The organism is Acinetobacter legionensis (genome assembly GCF_048552295.1).
Taxonomy (GTDB): Bacteria; Pseudomonadota; Gammaproteobacteria; order Pseudomonadales; family Moraxellaceae; genus Acinetobacter.
The window spans coordinates 1-21,902 of sequence record NZ_JBIMCW010000011.1; the positions used below are offsets into that span (position 1 = coordinate 1).

Genomic DNA, 21,902 nt, shown 5'->3' on the forward strand with positions numbered 1-21,902 from the left:
GTGCCATAAAATACTCCATATATTGATGTTTATAACATCATTTGGGGAGCAAAATATCACTTATAAGTGTTGTTCAAATTTCCTGATCCACCTCTTTGTTGATGCATCATCAAAAGCTGTACTGTGTGTTATGTGAAAATCGGATAAGAATAAACCTCGTATACGTTTAAATGTGATAGCTGTAGCAGCTGGAGATAAAGCATCAAAGTCTAATACAGTTCTTTGTGTACCATTTTGTCCATTATGTAATGAACTTCCCTGTCCATACATTTTCAAGCTACCACTATTAGCATAGTCAACAATAATAGGATTTACGAATTTGTAATGGCCATTTAGCTCAATCGCTAAACCTTTTGCTGCAACAAAACATTTGTTAAATGCTGAGCTACAATCCTCACCATTGTTAGGATCTGCTCCAAAGAATTCTGGTTTTAATACTGAATAATCTTGACGAATCCATCCATTTATCATTAAACCACCATCATTCACAGCCAATTGACTTAAATCATAAGCAAACCAACCACCACCTCTACCTTGTCCTGAATTATAAGATTTTACAAAAATTGTTTGGCCATTTTCAGGGCTTTGAATAGCTAATAATTCAGCAATACTTTCTACTGTTGTTATAGTGCTCATTAAATTTTCCTTTTATAATTAATTTTACGCAATTAGGTTTTATCTATATGTTTTATAAATATTTTTAATAATTACGTTAGAGTATTTTGATCTATTTATAGTTCAGAAACAATGGAAGTTAAGGGACTTGCGACAGTGTATGGCGCAATAAAAAACCTCCCTAGGGAGGTTTTCAATTCAATTATTAATTGCTTTAAGCTTTACTCATTTCTACCAATCAGATGTTACATAAAGTCCTCTTATATATGTTCTGTAATAAGGGATATCTGTTGTAGCATCATACTTAATGCAAAATAAATCAGCTTCTGCAGTATTGGTAAAAGTTACCGTATTCACTGTTCCGTTTACTGGTATTGAGACTAGTGATAAGCCTAAACCATAGCCACCTGTTGATGAACCGACAACATTTAAATAAGTTTTTAAGGTTGAATCAATTGTTCCAGAATGAACGTGCATATAATTGTATTTTTTCATCGGTATATCAGAACAATATGCCCCAGACCATTTTTTAAACCATATAGCCAACATTCCTGTCCCTCCAGACATGCTGGTTGAATAATGATCTGAGTTTGTAGAGTTACTTCCTGAAACTTGAGTAGGATAAGAGTTTAGCCCATTAAAATCATCAGTTGAATTTGGGTCTATACGAATTTGATGTTCAAATACATCTTTTAATCCCCAATTTGTTTGTGTGGTGTTATTTATATATCCCCATAATAAAGTCGTAGGAATGCTGTGTTTTAAATTTCTATAAGCACATATATCTCTACACATTTTATCTAAAGAAGAAGAATTTCGAATCGAAGTTTCAATTGAGCCTTCTGCATCACCATCCCAAACAAATGTACCAAAATTCCCACCACATGATTTTGCAAATATTTTAGAGGTATTAATAATTCTAGATAGTGGCGCACCATCTACATACTTAAAGCCCATGACTACTGGAATAATTGTGCATTTGTATTGTCTGCTATATAAACCAAGACTAGCTCTCATTTTATAAAGATCAGCTTGCATAGCATCAGCCTCTGACATATTCTGATTTTTATCATTATAAATATCTAAAAATATGATGTCATAATTATCAGACATTCTCTTTGTTAAAGGGTCTATTGTAAATTCAACAGCAGTTATCAGTTTATTTGAAATCGCTTTAATAATTGATATACGTTCATCTTGTTCTGCTATACTTTTACCATTCCACACTGGCTCATCATTTGCGCTATATCCAATAACTGCTGTGTGTGAATCAATACTTGAAACAAATGCGCTTAAATTTGAGATTGCTAATGGATCATTTTGTGTTCCAACAATAACTTTTAGTCCAGCACTCTTAGCATTATCAAGCATATTGTGAACATTACCGTCATTATCCCAACCTTGAATTGACATACCTGAGTAATGTTGCAGTGTATTGAATCCTAATGATTTTATGTATAAAAACTCTGAAAGATCATATGCATTAGCCACATATATCATTCTAATAACATCAGTATTTACATTAGGATCATCAACAGTTGATACTGTTTTCTCCCAAAAATGTTCTCGTGATGTATTTTTCTTAGAATGAATTTTCCATCCTCCAATTAATCGCTGCCCTTTCGTTCTAAGGTTTTTAGTTACGCTATATATTTTATCTGGTGTGCTATAGACATCACAACCAGTAGCAAATGCATCATTTAAAGCTACTGTATTATCGAATGTTATATCGTTTGCAACTGCGCCAAACATTTCAGGTGTTACAAAATTTCTTGGCAATAATTTAAAATTATCATTAATTTGATTTTGATTAAGATCGCCATCCCACACATCTACAGCATCTATTTTGGTAATACTCATAATTATTCATCTCTTTTGATTGTTTGATATATAGTTGCGTTAATCCGCTCGACAGACAATACAACTTACAGGACATACGTCTTTACTTGACGCAATAAAAAACCTCCCGAGGGAGGTTTGTTTAATAGTATAGCGTTGCTGAAAAAGCAGCTTAGGGTGCTTTGCTTTAAAGATATATTAAAATCCTAAATTGAAATCATTTTTAAACTTTAGGAATATACTTTTCATGCACTTCTTTTAAATATTTTTGAGAACTTTCTTGATTAACCTCGTACTCAAGATGTCTATTAATAAATTGTAATTTTGAACGCGCATCAGCTATAACTTCAGCCCAGCTTTTCACAAGTACTGTGATATTCAATTCACCATCTTGAAATACTACACTTTTAGGCATATTTCTTTGATTTGCTTTTCTAGTTGCATAAGCATCTAATTCATTTGAGCTAACTGGCGGGCATCTTTGCATCCTAGCTCTGGGTATTCACCTAAATTCTTTCTAGTCTGTTTCCCATTTACCCGGTATGAAACGATCCATTTCTTTTTACGTGTAGGAAATACATCAACTGACAAGCCCTCACCATCTGCAAGTGAATATCTTTTTTCTTTTGGTTTTAAAGCTTTTACTTGTGAGTCTGAAAGCATAGTTTACTTGTTACACGCGTGTCACACCTGTGTAACATCATATAGTGATAGTGCGTGATTTTCAAATTGTGCTTGTATATGTCCATGATAGAAATTCAAGCATTAAAAAAGCCCTGAAACTGTTAAATTTCAAGGCTTTATTAAGTTTAATGATACATCGTATAACTAAGTGATAGATCATGATTTACAAATTTGGTGGGATGGCGACAATTGAACATAATTATAATTAATTGATTTAAATAGTATTAAATTCAATAAATCCAACAGGGATACACACAGGGATACAAATATCTATATTTTATATGTATTTATATAGCTTTAAGAGAATATCATAATGTGAGTTCAACTTCCAAAATATCCACTGAACTGGCTACCTAATCACTCACCAAGTTAAAAGTTAAATACTCCCTATTTGATTTCAAATCTGACTGGGGGTCACCATCAATTGAGAATGTTTGAACTACTGAAGATAAGCCATGAATAGAAATTCTCATAGTTGAATCAATGCCATCTACAAAATGGGTAACTAATCGAGCTTTAGTATTTACCCCTGCTGCTTGTGCTGCAATTAAATCCTTGCTACTTAATGGCTGAAAACTTCCATACAATTTTGTAAATTCCTGCCAAATAGGTTCAAGTTCATTGTTGTATTCATCTACTGGGATAATCTTTTTTTCAATAATACAAAGTTTATTCATCGTTCCAAGATTCATCTAAAAAACCTCTTTGGTGATATATGGATTCAATAACAAATCAAATGCACGATTGTTGTTTAATGCCTGATCTGCTTGCATAGATCGGTTTAAATAAAGGTCTGCACCCAGTAAAAGAATTGCTGATTTAATCGGGGCTGGTGCATCTGTCACCTTGTCCCAATCCGAACCTAGAAAGTTTTTAATGTGCTGTTCTGCACTGTCCAGATAAATTTGAATCGTTGTATCATCAAAATCATGCAAGATTCTAAGATGCTGTTTCATTTCTGATAATTGAACTAATGCCATTAAAATATTACCTCGTCATTTACGTCTAACTCGATGTTTGCCATTGCTCGCCCTAATGCCATGATTGTGGCTACAATGCCGTCTATTTTTTCACTTGATTTCTTTTTACTTGGTTTGGTGTTGCCTGCTGCATCAATTTCGACAACAGTATTGGCACACATCCAATTTAAAACTGGGTTGTTCGGATGTTGAAAGTCACCATTAATTAACATTGTTTCAAGCTGTTTTGATGGGGCTGACATACTGCCGTATCCTTGACCAAAGCCAACAACCTCAAATCCATCTGCTTCTAGGTCTGTCATCAATTGGCTGGCATTCCATCTATCTATGGCAATTTCTTTAATCTGGTACTTCTCACCCAGTTCATGAATTTTTAATCGAATAGCTTGCTGATCGACTGCTTTAGAATCTGTTGCAATTAAATATCCATTCTCTACCCATTGCGGATATGGAACTTTATCCTTTCTCGATCTTTCCCATATTTGAACTTGTGGGACAAAGAAATAAGGAACTACATAAAATTTACCATCAATCGGAAAACCCAAAACAAGGGCGGTAATGTCCTGAACGGATGAAAGGTCTAAACCGATATAACATGGCAATCCAGCAAAGTCTGGGTAATGTTCATTTTTACAGTCTTCCCATACTGAAGAACTCAACCAACGAGAATCGGATTCTGTCCACTGATTTAAATACAATCGTCTAAAAGTGTTTTCATATGCTGGGACTTGCTGGGCTTTCAAACATTCTTGTTCATAAAAACTTTGGTCTACAGTGTGTCCCATACTTGGACAAGCTGCTTTCCATACTTCTGGGTCTGTCCAATCAGCATCGTCTGGGGCTGAATAAATACAAGGTAGGAATGTAGGGTCATCTATAATTCCGTCCTGAACTTTTAAAGCATAGTCCCAAATCTCAAAACAAATAGAGTTTTTGTCGAACCCTGCTGTACTGGTATATAAAATAAGGCTGTTATTTCGTGCCAATGTTCCAGTGGTGAAAACGTCTACAAGCTCTCGATCATCAATACAGTGCAATTCATCAATGCCACAATAATGGACATTCAATCCATGCTTGGTACTTGCTGAACTGGATAAAACTCGATAAACACTCCCGGTATTCGGGACAACAATAGAACGCTTATAAATCTCTGATCTGGTGCTTAATTCAATTTCATTTTCAGTCATTGCCTTTGCAGCATTAAAACAAAGTGCTGCCTGATCTGTGTCGGCTGCGACATTAAAACATTGTGCTGCTGGTTCATTTTCACAGTGTAGGCAATATAGGGCTATGGCTGCTGCAAGTTCGGTTTTCCCTTGCTTACGACTGATAAATAAAGCTGATTGCCTATAACGTCTTTTGCCATTATCCGATCTTCTCCAGCCGAACAATTCTCTTAAATATTTTATTTGCCATTCAAGCAGTTCAAATGGTTTGCCACGCCATTGACCTGTACTGTGAGTAAGACATTCAGAAAAGAAGTCGATAACTTTATCGGCTTCATTTTCATCAAAATAATAGTTAGCTAAAGAATCGGGACTTGTCATTTTTCTTTCCTTTTTCTGGTGCAACTATTCCACCTTTACTCGATGGGGTGAATCCAAACTCTTTTGCCATTAACCGCAATGCGTTAAATACTCGCATGTCTGGCAACTCTCCCGATCTACGACTTTCAATATATGCACCCAATAAATCACAATAAGTCGCCAATGGTTCTATAGTGGTCACATTGAGCATATTATTTAAAGCCATTTGTGGTGCTAACTTATTCCACTGAACTAAACCCTCACCAATCAACCAATCTGGTGCAATTGTTTCTGCTGGTAAAAATTCAGGTTCATCATCATTCAATGGACGTTTTCCAACATTCCCAGCAAGGCGTTTTAACTCTGTTGGTTTTCTTGGATTTCCCATATTTCAAAATCCCTCAACTGCGGTCATAAAAATGTGATTGAACGGGCGGTCTTTCATCCGAAAGTTTTTCGTGATTTTTCAGCGTTTCCCCTCGGCAGATTCGAGCAAACTTGTTGTCCCAATGCTCTGGCTTCTCATACCATCGAACTAATGGGTTTGGCTTATTCCACTCATGGTTAGGGTCTAATGGTCTGCCTTGTGCATCACATCCCCAATTGACTGACTTACCCATGTCTTGTGCTGTCTTTAAGCTGTGGCATTCATGGCATAGCAACATAAGGTTAGTTAGGTCATTGTCATTACCATCATTGTTCACATGGTCTACATCTGTCCCAGCTACAGTAAGTCCACGTTTAAGGCATATCTGGCATAGTCCTTGATCTCTGGCTATAACCATTTCTCTAATCTTCTTCCATAGTCGGCTATTGAGTGGGATAACTCGTTCTTTAGGCTTGTAAAGGCTGTGTTTCTTCATTATTTGTTTGCTCTGTATTTATTCCGATGGGTAGATTCTCCAGCTCTCGCACTTCATCAATGGTCATCCATTTATTCTGTAGTGCTGACTGGTAGAACGCTGCACGGTTGGCATTGTCACCACGTAACAAGCCATCTAAGTTATGTTCACAATAGAACTGTGATGTAAGGCATGTGTTATTAATTGCCTGTTCCCACATCAGTAAATGACGTTTCAATGTTAGGGTCACAAACTGTCTAGCCAATTCCACACTGTTGGAATAGTTAGCATTATCCAGTACACCTACAATTGTGGGCTGAATACGAAATAGTCTGCATACTTCCAATACACTGAACTGTCTACTCTCTAGCCATTGGCTATCAATCAAACTCATACTGACTGGTTTAAAACTTGCCCCACTTGGTAGGACTGGTGTAGTCCCATGATTCTTCACACCTGAATAGTTCTTCTTCCAGCTATCAGAAATGTTTTGTGCCTGATCTTTTGTGGTGGTGGGTAGTGTTTCAATTACCCCATTCATTGAAGTCCCGTTATTAAAGGTATTCGTTCCGTGCTGTTGCTCAGATAATGAAAGGGCTATTGTGTCCTGTGCTACCTGTATCGGGCTTCGTCCTAAGTATGGTGTGCTGTCACTTGGGTGGTAACGTAAATGTAGGACTTCATCTTGTAGTAGTCGTTTAGTGCTACCATCATGTAAAACAATGTCATATACCAAATTCCCATTATGATTGAGTAGGACAGTCACACTGTCTGGATGTAGTGGGATTAATGCTTTAATTCCCCGGTTATCTCTCACAATTTCAGCATAGCCATTGCCACGTAGTAAAACATGACGCTGTAGCATCTCTCTAAATTCAAGTGATGTTTGCCATCCGTTTGGCTTGTCATGGATTAATTTATATAACGGATGTTGCTTGGCTTTTTCTCTACCAATATCAGTCCGTTTATAGACTTCAAAAGGTAGACTGGCTATCGTTTCAGATATTGCAGATATACAAGCATAAACAGTGCTAATGCTCTCGGCTGTTTTGGCATTGACTAAAGGTGTGTTTAGTACATTAGCGAAATAAGTGTCATATGCTGGAGTATTATTTCTTTGCTCAAATTTCTTTCTTTGTCGTCTATTCATCGTAAACATTCCAGATATTTTTTAGCATGGCTTAGTTTTGTGGTTTTACGCTTTGATCGTAAATCTACACTTGTCGCTTCATAAGCTGGATCGCTGGTTAGAGTGATTTCAAATAGATCAACATCCAAGAGTTCCCGACTGGTATCTGTCCAATTTTCTGACCGAACAATAAAACCAAAACTACAACCTGATAAATCACCACGTTTGACCAATTCAGCTACATCATTCCCCAGTGTGGTATTAGGTAAATCAAGTTCAAATCTCAAGCCTTTTTCATCTTCTGAAAGTCGCAATGTGTTTGAACCTAAACGCCCTAACAATTGGCTGGTGTCATGCTCATAAATCGCTTTAATTTTTGGGGCATCCAAAGAGGAAAGGGAACGTGTAAACGCCCCCTTTCTAATTACTTCTTGGATATTCCCTATCATGGTTGGGCTGTCGAATACGGCTGCATACCCTGATAAGGTGCGCCCCTTAGATTCAATACTAAAAGAACGCTTTTCCATTTATGCACCTGCTACCAAGAATGCTTTAGGGTGTCGGACTGCTACATCACAAGTCGCCATTGCTCGAACTTGGATACCACCACGGCTATAGGCTGGTTCTGCATAAGGATTGACTAGAATGTCGATCTCTGACCATACACCAAGTAATACTTGACTAAAGTCCCCTAGAATCAATTTATCTGCTGGCATATTGGCTGAAACATTGAAAGGTAATTCACCAACTTGACCGCCTGAATATAGGAACTGTCCTGTACCTGTAGACTTTTCAATCCCTGCCAATGTGGTTTTAGTGGTGCTTGTCCCTAACCATTTTAGATTAGTGATATTTTCATCTTCAATTTTTTGAATCAAAGCTAAAACTTCTTGCCATGTTGCTGGGATTGTTCCAGTCAAAACGCCTACAGTATTTAAAATCCCTAGTGGGTCTTTAACGCCTGTACCAGCCAAAATTGCTTTATCAATATTCTGACCGACTAAATAGCTCAAGTCCTCACGAACAAGGCTTTCAATATCTGGACTTGATTGTTGAATTAACTGGCGTGACATTTCGGTCTTACCGCCTGTATGTTTTGGCTTTAAGGTAATAGCATCAAAAGACATTTCATCTTCTGGGACTGCTTCACCCTCAGAAATCCAGCCAAGCGATAAACCTGTACCAAATTTAGGGATAACCACATCACCAGATAATCCAGTCAATGTACGAACGCCCATAGATCGGACAATATTTGAAGCTCGTAATGCCCCAATAAAATCTTGTGGTCGGTAATCAGTGCCGATTATTGGTTTTGCAGTTGTGGTGGTATTTGCTCGTGTTTCCAGTGCATCAAATGGAATGAATGCACCTTGTGCTTTTCGTCCGCTGCGTTTTTCTGCTTCTTGGTTATATTCTAATTCTGCACCAGATAAACCTTGTCCATTCATTTGTGAACGGATGATATTGGATACTGATACTGAACGCTTTAATTGTTCAAAGTCTTTATTTTGCCCATCACCGATATGGTCGGCTGGTGCTGATCGTTCAAGACTGCGTAAATATTCAGTACGGTCAATTTGTTTCTGGATGCTTCGTTCTTCATTTTTTAAAGTGTCGAACTGGGTAGATTCTTCTGCTGTTAAATCTCGGTTTTCTGCCGTTGCCTTATCAGCAATGGTTTTCATTTGATTTACAGTGTTAGAACGTTTTTCAATTAATTCAGTTAAGGTCATTTCTCTGTATCCTGATCAAGATACAGCCTAAATATCATAATATGAATACAAAAATCATAGTCTTAAATTCATATAAATCTATATAAAATTTGCCAAATAACATAGATTTGTTTAACATCTATCTCATGCTTGTTTTACGAAACAAGAGCATAAAAACTAATCCATACATCAACTAGGTTGCTCTGTTCCGATTGGTCTTTTTAGCCCCCAAATTCTTCAATGAATCACTGGGGGTTTTTTATATTCAAATTTCAAAAATGTTCCACGAAATTATCTTTAATTTACTAAAGCTATTTTTCTATATTTTCTCCTCTATATACCTTGAGCATCTTGAGCATGTTGAGCATCTTCCCTGTAACTATATGATTTTCATTAGAAATGAAGATGCTCATGAAGGTGCTCAAGTATTTTTCCTTTGAGCATCTTCATTCTTAATATAATTCAACAACTTATATCTAAGGTGCTCAAGATGCTCAAGGTGCTCATTGGTTAGTAGCGTTGTTTATGTTCGGGTAGTACCTGTGGAACATCTTTAAAGATTGATGGTAATTTCCAGTACCAAGCCGAACCATCTTTAAAAGGTTTTATGTTTAAATTGTCTTTTGCACGTCTAATTGATGCCACACTATAACCAGCATTTTTTGCTTCCTCCTGTACTTCTGACGCTGGCATTTTTTCAACTGAACTTAAAAGATCAATTAAGAACTCTTTAGCCAAATCCACAGTTGAACTATTGTTTTCTGTCGATTCAGCCTCATTCAATAATTCTTTGGCTGTACCCTCAATTGTTCCAAGCCATACTGTTTTAGTTGTTTCAATATGATCTAAAACAGTTTCAGATTCGATTTGATAACGTATGCCTCCCTCTAAAATTGAATTATTACTTTTGGCACGAACTAAAATACAATCTCCCTCATCTTCTCGTTTAGCAGCGCTCCAAGCCATACGAGCAAGGGCGGTAAATGCTTGTGAACCTATAATCCGATCTGCTGGACTACTTCCCGATGTACCTTTAGCGAAATGGGTAATCCCCAGCACTGAAAATTTATATTCATTGGCTAAATCTACTAAAGGCTGTAAAGATCGTCTTACATCGTTTGCCTTGTTCATATCCCCACTGACTGCCGAAATAATCGGGTCTATCATTAAAAGTTTTACATCAGGATTTAATTTGATGTATTCCTCAATTTTAGGGAAATCTTGTGCTGGGTCAAAAGGCTCTAATTCTCCTTTCTCATTGGTTCGACCAGAAATGATAGATACCTTACTAATATCTGCACCATTGGCAATCAATCTAGGTTTTAAAGTATCTGCTGGGTCATCCTCTGTTGAATAAATTAAAACTTTACCAACATTGCTACATGGTGAGCCATCAGGAAATACACCTCCAGTTGTAATGGTTGCAATCAAAGCAAGTGATAAGTTTGTTTTTCCACATCCACCAGCACCAGCCAAAATAGTCATCTTTCCAAGTGGTAGCCATCCATCCCAAAGCCATGTAATTGGCTGGGCTTGAATATCACTCATATTCACAATTTGAATTGCTGTATTGTGTTTCACTTCACTAGGTTGAATTTCTATAGCTTTACCTGACAAAGCAGATTCAATTTGTTGATCAGTTAAATTAGAAACATCAGAATCAAAATGAACTTTTAAATCACTGTTGTAATCTAGTGATTTATTGGTCGCAATAATTCTTGGTTTCTGATCATCAAAATAGTTATTCACCAATTCAAAAGCTGTATGGATCTGACTATGAAATACAGCAATATAATTCAGTTGCGATAATCTAAAAAATAAGCTTAAATTATCTGTAGCAATGAAACTTGATGAATTACATTTGCTGAAGTTACAAACTGGAATCCCAGCTCCGACCTTAATCGGCTGGGATTTCTTATTTGTATTCAGCAATTGATAACCAGTTAATTGACTACTTTCCAAATCGAATAAAGGGATTGCCTTATAGCCTGAAATATCTCTTTTATTAAAGGTCGTTTCATCAGCTACAGTTCTAAAATTTCCCTTATCTTCATTCTGAACCAATACATTTAAATCAAAATCTTGAATTGAATAACTGTGTACTACATTTTTAGTGTAGCCATGAGTATGTGAGAAAATAGGCTTTTGTTTTGGGTCTATTTCCTCAAACATATCTCCAGTAGAATCCCAAGAGGGTTTAATATTCATTTATCCCCCAAGTATCAGCCACTACTCGTACAATCAAAAAATTTACGTTTTCAGGTGCGTGTTCTTCTAATAATTCTATTTGTCGTTTTGCTTGGTCTTTTGTGCTGAAATGGAGATTATTCAAAATAACTCTATAGCCAAAAGGTGAAGACCCATCTTCAATTGCTAAGTTATAATATTGATTAGGCATGATTAATGCGCTCCTTCATTATGAATAGAGCCTTGCCGATTACTGTCAAATAATGGTGGCAAAGCTGAAAAGGGTTGACAGACTGGCAATGAAGGTAACCAGCACATCCGAAGATGTCCCTCTCCAGCTTCACCATAACATGCGAACGCATAGAGATATTACGCATAAAAAAAGCCCGAAGCGGACTGTATGCGCCTTCACTGTTATAGCCTGTCAAAGCTAACTTTGAGATTTTGCTCAAAGCAGAATTACTATAACTAATATTTTTCATGCTGTCACCTCATTACGTGCAGCTTTTTTAATTTCTACCCACTGTTCGATCTCTTTTATATCGAAATAGACTGGGGCTTGTTTTGTATCTCCTAATTTGATTGGCTTTGGAAAATCTTTGTCCTTGAGCATTATTTTTCGTAAACCGTCACGAGTAACACTCAATAGATCACAAACTTCATTAAACTTTTTAAGCATTTACATAACTCCATACAGTTGATGTATGGAATTATGTTTTTATTCATTTCTATTTTGTTCTAACTAGAATTTCTTTAGTTCTAACTAGAATTACTTATAATTATCTCTTGCTTTTCCTAACCACCGTCCAATAGTGTCCTTGCCTAGTTTTCCTCCCATTCGCTCAATAGTCTCTTTAATTTCTTTGTTAGAATCTCCAAAAGGTTTTGTTAGATCAAATTTTAATAACTCTGCCATAGCCCCAATTATTAATGAAACATTATTGCTTTCCTTAGTTCCTAATTCTTTATCCTGATTTTCCTTATCTTGAATTGGCTCATTTGAATATGTCTCAAATATATTTTTATTTTCTAAAATTTTAATTAATTCTTTCTTTTCAAAGTAAACATTTTTAAAATCAACTTTGACAGCAGGGCATGAAATATACGCTAGCTCAAGAAACTCACGATATGTTTCAGGATCTGATAAATCTGGATTAAGCCCATAATAACTAGTATCTTTATCTTTAATTAAGTTTAATAGCTCAGTCTCTAATTCCTTTTCATCTTCTTCTCGATTATATAATCGAATTTGAGTGATATGTTCAGGAATTTCTGATACCAAGAACTCTACTTCATAAACCCATCTAGTAAAAAAATAATTTTTATTCATATCGAAAGATTCTAATAATCTTTGTCCAATCCCACCAAATGAAGCATAAATACATAACTCATTTACTTCATATATTTTATCTTTGTTTCCATATTCATTAGTCTCTCGCCAAAGAGCCTCACCCCTATAAAAAAAACATGGTTGAATGTATTTTTTTGCACACAAAAAAAGCAAGTCTCTAAGAGTTAATTTTTCATATTCGCTTATATCTTTATTTAAAAAGCTAAGCGACTCTTCCAATGTAAAATATTTTTTCACAATAATTCCTTAAATTAATAATTAATATTTAAGTGAGTTTTACTCATCATCAAATCTAATTCATCAGCCCACCATTGCTGCATCTCTATTCGGTCCTCAAAGTGAGCTTCTTTATCATAAATACCTTTCACACCTTTTTTTAAGTGTGCTAATGCTGATTCTACAACTTGCCCCATAGTAGGATATTTTCTATTCCATGCAGAACTTGCAATATGTCTAAAGCCATGTGGACTTTGTTTTTCACCATATCCCAAACGGCGTAGAGCCATAATAAAGATAGTATCTGATCTAGGCTTATCTAAATTTGTTCGACCAGGGAATAAAAACTCAGAATCACCACTATATTTTTTTAATTCCTTTAAAAGCTCAATCGCTTGTTTAGGTAATGGGATTGCATGCTCAATACGAGTTTTCATTCTTTCTGCTGGTCTTATCCACATAGCCTTTTTTAAATTAAACTCGTCCCATTTCGCTTCCCTCAATTCGGATGGTCGGGGAAAAAGCATTACTAACAATTGCAGTCCTATTCTTACATCTGGAGTTGGATAATTATTAATAACCTGTAAAAGTCTGGGTAATTCCTCTAGGGATACATGCTTCATATTTTTAGATTCTGCTGGGTCTAAAAACTTATTAACCCCATCTAAAGGATTGTATTGTATTTTCCCTTTCACTTTTGCAAGGTCATATATCTCTCGACATAATGAAGCCATCCGCTTGACTTGCTCATTAATTCCCAGCTCTCTTTGTATTCCTAGAAGATGCTCAAACCAATCTTTAGGCATGATACTTTTAAAGTCAGATTTTCCAAAGGTAGGATAGATATGTTTTTCTAATGCCCCGACATTTCTAGTCCATGTACCCTCAGTCCATCTTTGCTTTTTAGTGTCTAGCCATTCTTGTGCAATTTGTTCAAATGTAGAATTTACCTTTTCGATCTCAGCAATACGTTTTTCTTTTTGAGTTTGTATAGGTGTGCCGTTGTATGAAGCATTCAATAATTCAAAAGCTAGTTTTCTAGCTTTTACACCAGATACACTAGGATATGAGCCAAGTCCACGCCAAGCCCATTTGTTATCCAGTGTCTTATATCTTAATTGCCAAGATTTAGTGCCATTTGTTTTGACACGAAAATAAAGATTATCGCCATCTAAAATGCGGTAATCCACATGATCAGGCTCTAAGTTATCTAAAACCGTATCTGATAGGCGTTTTCCTTTCTTAACTTCCGATCTTTTCATTGTCTATCCTGTATCCCCAGTTTCAATTATCATAATGGGCTACAAGTAGGGATACAATATACCTCGTATTATATGAAGTTAAGTATATTTGTTTGAAGCAATAAAAAAGCCCTAAACCGTTGTGGTTTAAGGCTTTCGTACTCATATAAAGTTATGTAACACTATATGATTTTGATATTTTGGTGGAGATGGCGGGAGTTGAACCCGCGTCCGCCAACACTACACTCGAGAATACTACATGCTTAGATATCGTCAATTATTTTAACATTAAGTGACCCGACGAACAGGGTACAAAACGCGATCCTCTAAGTTTAGTATAAAGCCCCGAGGCTTGACTTTATACGGACTTGTGTGCGTGCGCTACAGTCGGGTCCACTGACCACAAGTATTCAGTGAAGCGGACAAGCTGCCCTTAGGCAGCTAGAGCGTAAGATTCGTCGTTTGCGACTAAAATATGCAAATTTGATTTACGAGAGAAAATGCGCTCTCGGCATGCATCTATGAGCTTCATCATCGGCGTCGAAGCCAATAACATCCCCAGATAACACAGCTATCATAACATAATTGTTGCAAATTAAGCAGATAATTCACTACATTTATATCAAATGATGCGCCTAGTTCTATAATTGCGCTACTATCACTATTTTTCAAGGGACAAATATAAAAAAGATGAGCTATTTACTCTCACTTGATCAAGGAACGACCTCTAGCAGAGCAATTATCTTCGATGAGCGTGGAAAGGTATATGCCTCTGCTCAACGCGAAACCCAAATTAAAACCCCGCATTCTGGATGGGTTGAACAAGATGCGATGGAGATTTGGACAACACAAATCACCGTCGTACAGCAAGCAATCGCATCGGCAAGACTATTGGCCAAAGACATTAAAGCACTTGGTTTAACCAACCAACGTGAAACTACGGTGGTTTGGGATAAGAGAACAGGAAAACCACTTGCTCCTGCCATTGTATGGCAAGACCGACGCGCTACAGACTGGTGCAATCAGTTAGTTCAAAACAATTTATCTGAAAAAATACACAAAAAAACCGGATTAAGAATAGATCCTTATTTTAGTGCTGGAAAACTGGTTTGGTTATTGGAAAATATACAAGGCTTAAGAGCGCTTGCTGAACAAAATCATGTGGCATTCGGGACAGTCGACAGCTGGTTAATTTGGAATTTAACCCAAGGTTCAGAGCATGTCATCGAAGCAAGTAATGCTTCACGCACCATGCTGATGAATTTAAAAACACAGCAATGGGATGCTGAATTAATTGAATTTTTTAATATCCCGGTGAGTGTTCTACCTAAAATCATTCAATCCGATTGTTATATTGCCAATACAGCCACAGGGCTTCTTGGTGCGGAAATTCCAATTTGTGGTGTATTAGGGGATCAACAGTCTGCACTCTTTGGGCAATCATGCTTTGAAGCTGGAACAGCCAAAAATACTTATGGGACAGGCTGCTTTATGCTGTTCAATACAGGAACTGATATTCAATATAGCAAAAATAAATTACTCACCACCTTAGCATGGAAATGCCAGGACCAATCGCATTATGCCTTAGAAGGCAGTGTATTTATGGCTGGGGCGATTGTGCAATGGTTAAGAGATGGTTTAGGAATTATCAAAAATAGTGCTGAAGTTGAAAAGTTAGCTTGCCAAGTCGACACTACAGATGGTGTCGTTCTGGTTCCTGCATTTACAGGTCTAGGAGCACCACATTGGGATAGTGAAGCACGCGCTTTACTCTGTGGAATGTCACGTGGAACCAATAAATCACATATTGCCAGAGCTGCCTTAGAATCAATTGCTTTTCAAGTTTCAGACGTTTTAACTGCAATGCAATCAGATATCGCCCACCCCTTAAAACAATTACGTGTGGATGGTGGTGCAAGTCAAAATGATATGCTAATGCAATTTCAGGCAGATATTTTAAATGTACCTGTGCTACGCCCTAAACTTTTAGAATCTACCGCTTGGGGCGCTGCGGCATTAGCAGGATTAAAGGCAGGTGTTTTTAATAATCTCAGTGAAATTTCCGAATCTTGGCAATTAGATCGTGCTTTTGAGCCGAAGATGAGCGCAGACCAAAGACAATATCACTTAAGCTTATGGAATGGTGCGTTGCAGCGTGCAAAGTCCAATTAACAATTCTGCTTAGAAAAGCTTGGCTAAAGTGAAAGATAAAATTCAAGATGAAATTTTAGCCAAGCTTGCTCAGTTTAAAGTCTTTCAACAAACAGTACCCCATTTAAATGGTCGATTTCATGTTGCACAATACGTGCAGGAAAACCATGAAATTGCTGAATAATCTTTTCGCCAGTGAGGGTAAAAAATTGTACAGTAACTGCTTCAGCACGAGCCACTTGCCCTCTTTCATTGGGCACACTTAAACATCCTTCCTCACCCAAGATAGTCTGTTCAGATTTTTCTAAGATTTCAGGATTAATCATTGTAATTGCATCCATTTCAGGAGCATCTGGATAACGTGGATTCGCTCTTGAAGCAACAATAATCACCCGTTTAGAAACATACACTTGTGGTGCTGCGATCCCAACACCATTACGCTCTAACATGGTGGCCTGTAAGGCCTTGGATAATTCGTTTAACCAAGTACTTGAAAACTCAGCTTCAGCCACAGGCACTGCGATTAATTTTAAAACGTCTTCGCCACGTTGGGCGACAGGTAGCATGGCACTCATTATCTTGTACCTTGATCAAATGTAAATCGAATAAATATGAGTTTAGCATTTGAAATGCGATTTCCAATTCAATTATTGTGCAAAAGTATGTGATTATGTACAAATGAGTTTCTATTTATCCAAACCAAATGACAGCTTGTCTTTTAAGCCGTTTTTAATCATGATCGTGTAAATAACAAACGTCCAGTCTATCGTTGAAAATAATGAATACAGCATCCCTATTTTTAGGCTTGATCTTTAGCTCAATTGGCTTAGGCTATTTTATTTATGGAAAAAGACAGAGAATGAATATACCTTTTATCTGTGGCATGACTTTGATGATTTTTCCTTATTTTATTGAAAATACAATGATTATGTCTGTATGCGGTATTATTCTGAGTCTTATTCCGTGGTTAATTCGCATGTAAATGATCAATATTCAACCCGATTGAAATTTAGCTTAGTACAATCCTTTTAAAGAAAAATGATTTTTAAATAACCTCGATCACATATAAAAATAAGTAGGATGTATAAAAATAAATATTGATTTTTTAAGTAAAAAATAGTCAATTAAAATGATTACATTCAATCTCTATTTTAAGGCATTGCATCATCATGGACGAAAAATTGGGCCTCAATAAGGAAGCGAAAAGAACGCTTGCGTTGTCTTCTTTGGGCGGTGCGCTCGAATTTTATGATTTCGTTATTTATGTATTTTACGCAAAAATCATTGCTGAACTATTTTTCCCCAGCTCTTTAAGTCCATTTTGGGCAATGCTGAATACTTATGGAATTTTTGCGGCAGGATATTTCTTCCGTCCGTTAGGTGGCGTGATCATGGCGCATTTTGGTGACCTCGTAGGACGTAAGAGACTGTTTAGCTTATCCATTTTACTGATGGCACTCCCTACTTTGTTCATCGGTATAATGCCAACATATGCAGACATTGGTTTAGCTGCCCCGCTGTTATTGTTGTTAATGCGCGTGGTTCAAGGCATTGCAATTGGTGGAGAAATTCCTGCGGCATGGACATTTGTTTCAGAGCATGTACCGACAAAGAAAATTGGTTTTGCCAATGGTTTGCTTACCGCGGGTTTGTCACTGGGGATCTTATTAGGCGCTGTGATGTCGCTGTTTATTTCACTTAAGTTTAGTGAAGCAGAAATCCATGCTTGGGCTTGGCGTCTCCCGTTTATAGTCGGCGGAGTTTTTGGATTAATTGCCTTATATCTAAGAAGTTATCTTAAAGAAACTCCTGTATTTAAAGCGATGGAGGCGCGTAAAGAACTCTCAAAAGATCTACCCATCAAGCAAGTTTTGGCATCACATAAATCTGCTGTTTTAATTGGGATGTTGTTCACTTGGTTCTTAACTGGTTGTGTTGTAGTGATTATCCTATCTACTCCAAATTTACTGACCACCACATTTAACTTTCAACGTGCAGACGCATTTCAGATGCAAAGCATGGCGATTCTCATGCAAATGCTGGGTTGTATATTGGCAGGTTTGCTCGCTGACCGTTTTGGTTCAGGGCGCGTTATTTGTTTGGGATCGCTCAGTGTGGCAATCACCGCAAGTATTTTTTATTACAGCTTAGGTCATAGCGCTCATTCAACGATCTTCGGATTGTACATGTTACTTGGGCTATTTTCTGGCACAGTCGGTGTGGTTTCCTATAGCTTGGTCAAGATGTTTCCCGCCTCAATTCGCTTTTCAGGAATATCATTTTCATACAATGTTGCATACGCGATTGCAGGTGGCCTGACCCTGCCATTAGTCCAATGGATAAGTTTATATCGTGATATTGGTGCTGTGTACTATATTGTTGTGCTTTGTCTAATCACCCTTATCACAAGTCTAGTTTATCGTAAAAAATTTGAAACAGTTTAACGGCGTTGTTTATATTCAAATGAATGCGGAAGTTCTACTTCAAAGAAATGACAAACCTGATTGCGCCCCTTATTTTTTGCCAAATATAGGCCTGATCAGCCTGACGAATCAACTCCTCTTTTGTTGTTAAAAAAGGATTCGTTGATACTGCGACACCAAAACTAGCTGTCACTTTGAGCGTCTGTTGATGATCTAATCGTATTTCTTCTTTTTCAATTGCTTGACGGCATCTCTCAGCCAGTCTCAGCGCATTTTCTAATGCACCATTGCTCAAGAGAATAATAAACTCTTCTCCCCCAAATCGTCCAACAACATCCTGTTCACGAATATTTTCAGTCAAAATTTTTGCAACCTGTTTTAAAACTGCATCCCCAATATCGTGTCCATACTGATCATTAACACTCTTAAAATAATCTAAATCTAATAACACAATCGCAAAAGAGCTTTGCTGCTGTTTTAATAAATCAATATTCTCACCAATCCTCCTTCTGTTATAAATACCTGTAAGTGGATCTAGAACGCTAATTCGCTGAATCATTTGCTCTCTTTTGCGCCATTGAATTAAGAGAACCTCGAATAAAACTAGACTTGCAAAAAAAATCGGAATATAAAAATACAACATGCAAAACACCCAAAATGTATTTTTATATAGCGACATCGATTGTAAGTGTTCACTAAAAATTGGTGCATAAGTCATTTTATTCATTAGGCTTAATCCAAGGCTGATCAACATAAAACCAGTGATTGGAATGATGATGAGATACACCACTTTTCGTTCAAATAATACCAGTGCCACCGTGACTAAGCTGACATAACCTGCACTTGATGCTGGACTAAAAACTCCGATGCAATGTGCACCAAAAACAAAGATAAGACCAAAATATGCGATTGTTATATACGGTATTATTATTTCAAAAATAGAAATTTTATTTAAAGCACGAATAATAAAAATAAGCGTAAAAAAACCCAATGCTGAAAAAGACAATAATCTGATGTAGGTTGGATAAAAATCCTGATTAATCCAAGCTTGTAGCTCAACTTGAGCGTTGCTAAAAAACCACCAGACAATCCATGATAAAACAGCAACACCTCCCAAGAGGAGCACAAGAGTACACTTCTTAAGATTACTCCAATTCATAATCATGACATCATGCATGAAGTGTTCCGTTGAGCACTGTATTGCCACTCTATTTTTTTGTTTCATATAATAACTAATCCATAAATTTGTAAATTTCTATCCGTTGTTTTATTTATCTGTATCTATCACTTAAATATAAAATTCTAGCTATTTTATGTAAATGTATTTCAAAACATAGATTTTTATTCTAAATAAACCTTAAGGTTAGGATATTAACCTTCATATTCCTTGCAAATATTTCCTAAAGAACTATCATTTTATTACGTTTATTTTATCAATTTAGATTTTAAGTTTTCCTAAAATTTCAATGAGTAAAGTTATTTTCACTTACCCACTTTGACCGAATTCAACTATTTTTTAATAGCTTTATTTGTCAACCTTTAGCCTATTTGGACATATACGTTGAGTTGGATACAAGCACTTTTTAAAATAAGATTTTCCGCCTTTATCATTTTTATTGTTAATTTACTCTAATTTATTTTTATTTTATATTTTAACTTTCTAAAAGTTAATTTCAGCCGTGTCAAAAATTGAAATATCCAATTAGGCTAGTCTTGATCTGGTACCTGAGTATTAATCATCATACTGTTTTAAAACAACAAGCCATCACTACTTTTATTTAAATTCAGTACATACATCACTTTATCATCATCTCTCCAAAATTACTAAAATACAATTGAAGTAAAAATCAAATAAAAATATTTTTTTCAAACACTTAACAAACATACTTGGCTTTATATTTTTTTATAAACTCTAATATTTTTACTGTTAAATTTTAAAACGATAGAAGTTGATTGAATTTCTATATTAAAAATCAGCTCTCTAAATTTGATCTGAATACAAAATTCTTCTGCGCCATCATCCAAACCAGAAGTATTCCAAATTGTACCCTGTGGAAATTGATCTAACCATTGGGCTTTGTAAAAATCAGAGACTGAATCAAAGTCAAGATAATGCTCAGGTTGAGCCATGATTTTTTCAACAAGTTGTTCAAAATTTTGTTTTTGTAATTGAACAAAATCAATAATCATGGCAGCCCCTTAAATGATGTTAAATTCCATTATACATGCTACTCGTTTGTTTCTTTTTGACCTGTTCCCATTGCCACCATCCAAATGCAGCCAGTCCGACAAACGCTGCATACAAAGCAGCTGTTAGGAATAATTCTTTATACATAAACATGCCGACATAGACAATATCAACAAAGACCCAAAGCACCCAAGTCGCAATATGTTTACGGCTGGTCCAATAGGTTGCCAGTAAACTAAATGCAGCCAATTGGGAATCTAACATAGGCAAAGCTGCATCAGTAAAATAGTGCAACGATAACCCAAATACTCCCCCTCCAACAGCAGCGATGATCATTTGTAGAATTACGGTTTGTACGGCAATCGGCTCTATTCGAATCTCATGATCTTGCTGCTTGCCTTTTAGCCAGTGATAAAAGCCATAAAAATTCACCACCATAAAGAACAATTGTAAGATTGTCTCACCATATAATTTAAATTCAAAGAATAAATAGGCATATAAAACAAAGGCAAAGAAATTAAATACCCAACACCACATATTTCGCTTAATCGTCAATGTGACACCAATAATACTGATAATAACCGCAAATATTTCTAATGGTGACATGGTAAAAAGCTAATAATGAGAGTTAAGGCTATTATGAAAAAATACAGGATGATTGCAAGCAAAACGAACACTAAAATTGAGATGAGGATCTGAAATATAATTTTTGAATCAAAATTCCCAAAAAACGTTATTGTTTTGCGTTTATTTTAATGGCTACGGCAATAAGAAGAATTCATTAAAAAATATAGAATTGTCTTTAAATTACAATTTGC

Annotated in this window: 24 protein-coding genes, 1 other RNA gene and 1 pseudogene; 3 read left to right on the plus strand and 23 right to left on the minus strand. The window is 36.3% G+C overall.

The window, feature by feature from the left end; all coding sequences use genetic code 11:
• Nucleotides 1–60: 60 nt before the first annotated feature.
• The 19 genes and pseudogenes from ACG916_RS10300 to ssrA all read right to left on the minus strand — a co-directional run bounded on the left by ACG916_RS10300 (nt 61) and on the right by ssrA (nt 14,882).
• Entirely contained in the window at nt 61–636 is a 576-nt protein-coding gene (locus ACG916_RS10300; RefSeq protein WP_419368196.1) for a putative phage tail protein, read from the minus strand.
• A 210-nt stretch (nt 637–846) separates the two neighbouring features.
• On the minus strand, nt 847–2,475 hold the full coding sequence (locus ACG916_RS10305) for a hypothetical protein (RefSeq protein ID WP_419329166.1): 1,629 nt from the start codon (nt 2,473–2,475) through the stop codon (nt 847–849).
• A 202-nt stretch (nt 2,476–2,677) separates the two neighbouring features.
• Nucleotides 2,678–2,941, minus strand: coding sequence for a hypothetical protein (locus ACG916_RS10310; protein WP_419329168.1), 264 nt, complete (start codon nt 2,939–2,941; stop codon nt 2,678–2,680).
• Nucleotides 2,914–3,117 (minus strand): annotated as a pseudogene (locus tag ACG916_RS10315) (Arm DNA-binding domain-containing protein); the annotation flags it as partial. The gene ACG916_RS10310 and the pseudogene ACG916_RS10315, both read right to left, overlap by 28 nt.
• 374 nt (nt 3,118–3,491) lie before the next feature.
• Entirely contained in the window at nt 3,492–3,830 is a 339-nt protein-coding gene (locus tag ACG916_RS10320; protein WP_419368195.1) for a phage head closure protein, read from the minus strand.
• A complete protein-coding gene (locus tag ACG916_RS10325; protein WP_419368194.1) occupies nt 3,831–4,118 on the minus strand; it encodes a head-tail connector protein in 288 nt (95 codons plus the stop codon). It abuts the gene before it with no gap.
• Nucleotides 4,118–5,665 carry a terminase large subunit gene (locus ACG916_RS10330; protein WP_419368193.1) on the minus strand — a complete coding sequence of 516 codons (1,548 nt, stop codon included), beginning with the start codon at nt 5,663–5,665 and terminating at the stop codon, nt 4,118–4,120. The genes ACG916_RS10325 and ACG916_RS10330 overlap by 1 nt, the downstream gene beginning before the upstream one ends.
• Nucleotides 5,640–6,032 (minus strand): hypothetical protein, encoded by a 393-nt coding sequence (locus ACG916_RS10335; RefSeq protein WP_419300031.1) that lies wholly within the window; start codon nt 6,030–6,032, stop codon nt 5,640–5,642. Before ACG916_RS10335 ends, ACG916_RS10330 begins: the two co-directional genes overlap by 26 nt.
• 13 nt (nt 6,033–6,045) lie before the next feature.
• Nucleotides 6,046–6,507, minus strand: a complete 462-nt coding sequence (locus ACG916_RS10340) for an HNH endonuclease (RefSeq protein WP_419368192.1) — start codon at nt 6,505–6,507, stop codon at nt 6,046–6,048.
• Nucleotides 6,479–7,636, minus strand: coding sequence for a phage portal protein (locus tag ACG916_RS10345; protein WP_419329285.1), 1,158 nt, complete (start codon nt 7,634–7,636; stop codon nt 6,479–6,481). Before ACG916_RS10345 ends, ACG916_RS10340 begins: the two co-directional genes overlap by 29 nt.
• Nucleotides 7,633–8,142: an HK97 family phage prohead protease gene (locus ACG916_RS10350; protein WP_419299696.1), complete on the minus strand. Its 510-nt coding sequence runs from the start codon at nt 8,140–8,142 to the stop codon at nt 7,633–7,635. The genes ACG916_RS10345 and ACG916_RS10350 overlap by 4 nt, the downstream gene beginning before the upstream one ends.
• A complete protein-coding gene (locus ACG916_RS10355) occupies nt 8,143–9,348 on the minus strand; it encodes a phage major capsid protein (RefSeq protein WP_419368191.1) in 1,206 nt (401 codons plus the stop codon).
• A 489-nt stretch (nt 9,349–9,837) separates the two neighbouring features.
• Nucleotides 9,838–11,535: an AAA family ATPase gene (locus ACG916_RS10360; protein ID WP_419368190.1), complete on the minus strand. Its 1,698-nt coding sequence runs from the start codon at nt 11,533–11,535 to the stop codon at nt 9,838–9,840.
• Entirely contained in the window at nt 11,525–11,725 is a 201-nt protein-coding gene (locus ACG916_RS10365; RefSeq protein ID WP_419368189.1) for a hypothetical protein, read from the minus strand. Before ACG916_RS10365 ends, ACG916_RS10360 begins: the two co-directional genes overlap by 11 nt.
• A complete protein-coding gene (locus ACG916_RS10370; RefSeq protein ID WP_419328232.1) occupies nt 11,718–11,996 on the minus strand; it encodes a hypothetical protein in 279 nt (92 codons plus the stop codon). The genes ACG916_RS10365 and ACG916_RS10370 overlap by 8 nt, the downstream gene beginning before the upstream one ends.
• Entirely contained in the window at nt 11,993–12,193 is a 201-nt protein-coding gene (locus ACG916_RS10375) for a helix-turn-helix transcriptional regulator (RefSeq protein WP_032048006.1), read from the minus strand. Before ACG916_RS10375 ends, ACG916_RS10370 begins: the two co-directional genes overlap by 4 nt.
• A 90-nt stretch (nt 12,194–12,283) precedes the next feature.
• Nucleotides 12,284–13,102, minus strand: coding sequence for a hypothetical protein (locus ACG916_RS10380; protein ID WP_419368188.1), 819 nt, complete (start codon nt 13,100–13,102; stop codon nt 12,284–12,286).
• Nucleotides 13,103–13,116: 14 nt separating this feature from the next.
• Complete coding sequence (locus ACG916_RS10385; RefSeq protein ID WP_419368187.1) at nt 13,117–14,343, minus strand: tyrosine-type recombinase/integrase; 1,227 nt, start codon at nt 14,341–14,343, stop codon at nt 13,117–13,119.
• Nucleotides 14,344–14,523: 180 nt separating this feature from the next.
• Nucleotides 14,524–14,882, minus strand: a transfer-messenger RNA (tmRNA) gene (gene ssrA / locus ACG916_RS10390).
• A 130-nt stretch (nt 14,883–15,012) separates the two neighbouring features.
• On the opposite strand from ssrA, the gene glpK reads away from it, so the two are divergent.
• Entirely contained in the window at nt 15,013–16,494 is a 1,482-nt protein-coding gene (gene glpK / locus ACG916_RS10395) for a glycerol kinase GlpK (protein ID WP_419328229.1), read from the plus strand.
• 74 nt (nt 16,495–16,568) lie between these two features.
• Here glpK and def read toward each other — a convergent pair whose 3' ends face one another.
• A complete protein-coding gene (def, locus tag ACG916_RS10400) occupies nt 16,569–17,048 on the minus strand; it encodes a peptide deformylase (RefSeq protein ID WP_336952032.1) in 480 nt (159 codons plus the stop codon).
• Between the two features lie 203 nt (nt 17,049–17,251).
• Between def and ACG916_RS10405 the strand changes: the two genes are divergently transcribed.
• The gene (locus ACG916_RS10405) at nt 17,252–17,455 is read left to right on the plus strand and encodes an amino acid transport protein (protein WP_419328228.1); all 204 of its coding nucleotides are present in this window, start codon (nt 17,252–17,254) and stop codon (nt 17,453–17,455) included.
• 187 nt (nt 17,456–17,642) lie between these two features.
• On the plus strand, nt 17,643–18,917 hold the full coding sequence (locus ACG916_RS10410) for an MFS transporter (RefSeq protein ID WP_419328227.1): 1,275 nt from the start codon (nt 17,643–17,645) through the stop codon (nt 18,915–18,917).
• Nucleotides 18,918–18,951: 34 nt separating this feature from the next.
• Here ACG916_RS10410 and ACG916_RS10415 read toward each other — a convergent pair whose 3' ends face one another.
• The 3 genes from ACG916_RS10415 to pnuC all read right to left on the minus strand — a co-directional run bounded on the left by ACG916_RS10415 (nt 18,952) and on the right by pnuC (nt 21,690).
• Entirely contained in the window at nt 18,952–20,121 is a 1,170-nt protein-coding gene (locus ACG916_RS10415; RefSeq protein ID WP_419328226.1) for a GGDEF domain-containing protein, read from the minus strand.
• A 668-nt stretch (nt 20,122–20,789) separates the two neighbouring features.
• The gene (locus ACG916_RS10420) at nt 20,790–21,086 is read right to left on the minus strand and encodes a hypothetical protein (protein ID WP_336952037.1); all 297 of its coding nucleotides are present in this window, start codon (nt 21,084–21,086) and stop codon (nt 20,790–20,792) included.
• Between the two features lie 19 nt (nt 21,087–21,105).
• Nucleotides 21,106–21,690 (minus strand): nicotinamide riboside transporter PnuC, encoded by a 585-nt coding sequence (gene pnuC, locus ACG916_RS10425; RefSeq protein ID WP_336952038.1) that lies wholly within the window; start codon nt 21,688–21,690, stop codon nt 21,106–21,108.
• Nucleotides 21,691–21,902 lie beyond the last annotated feature (212 nt).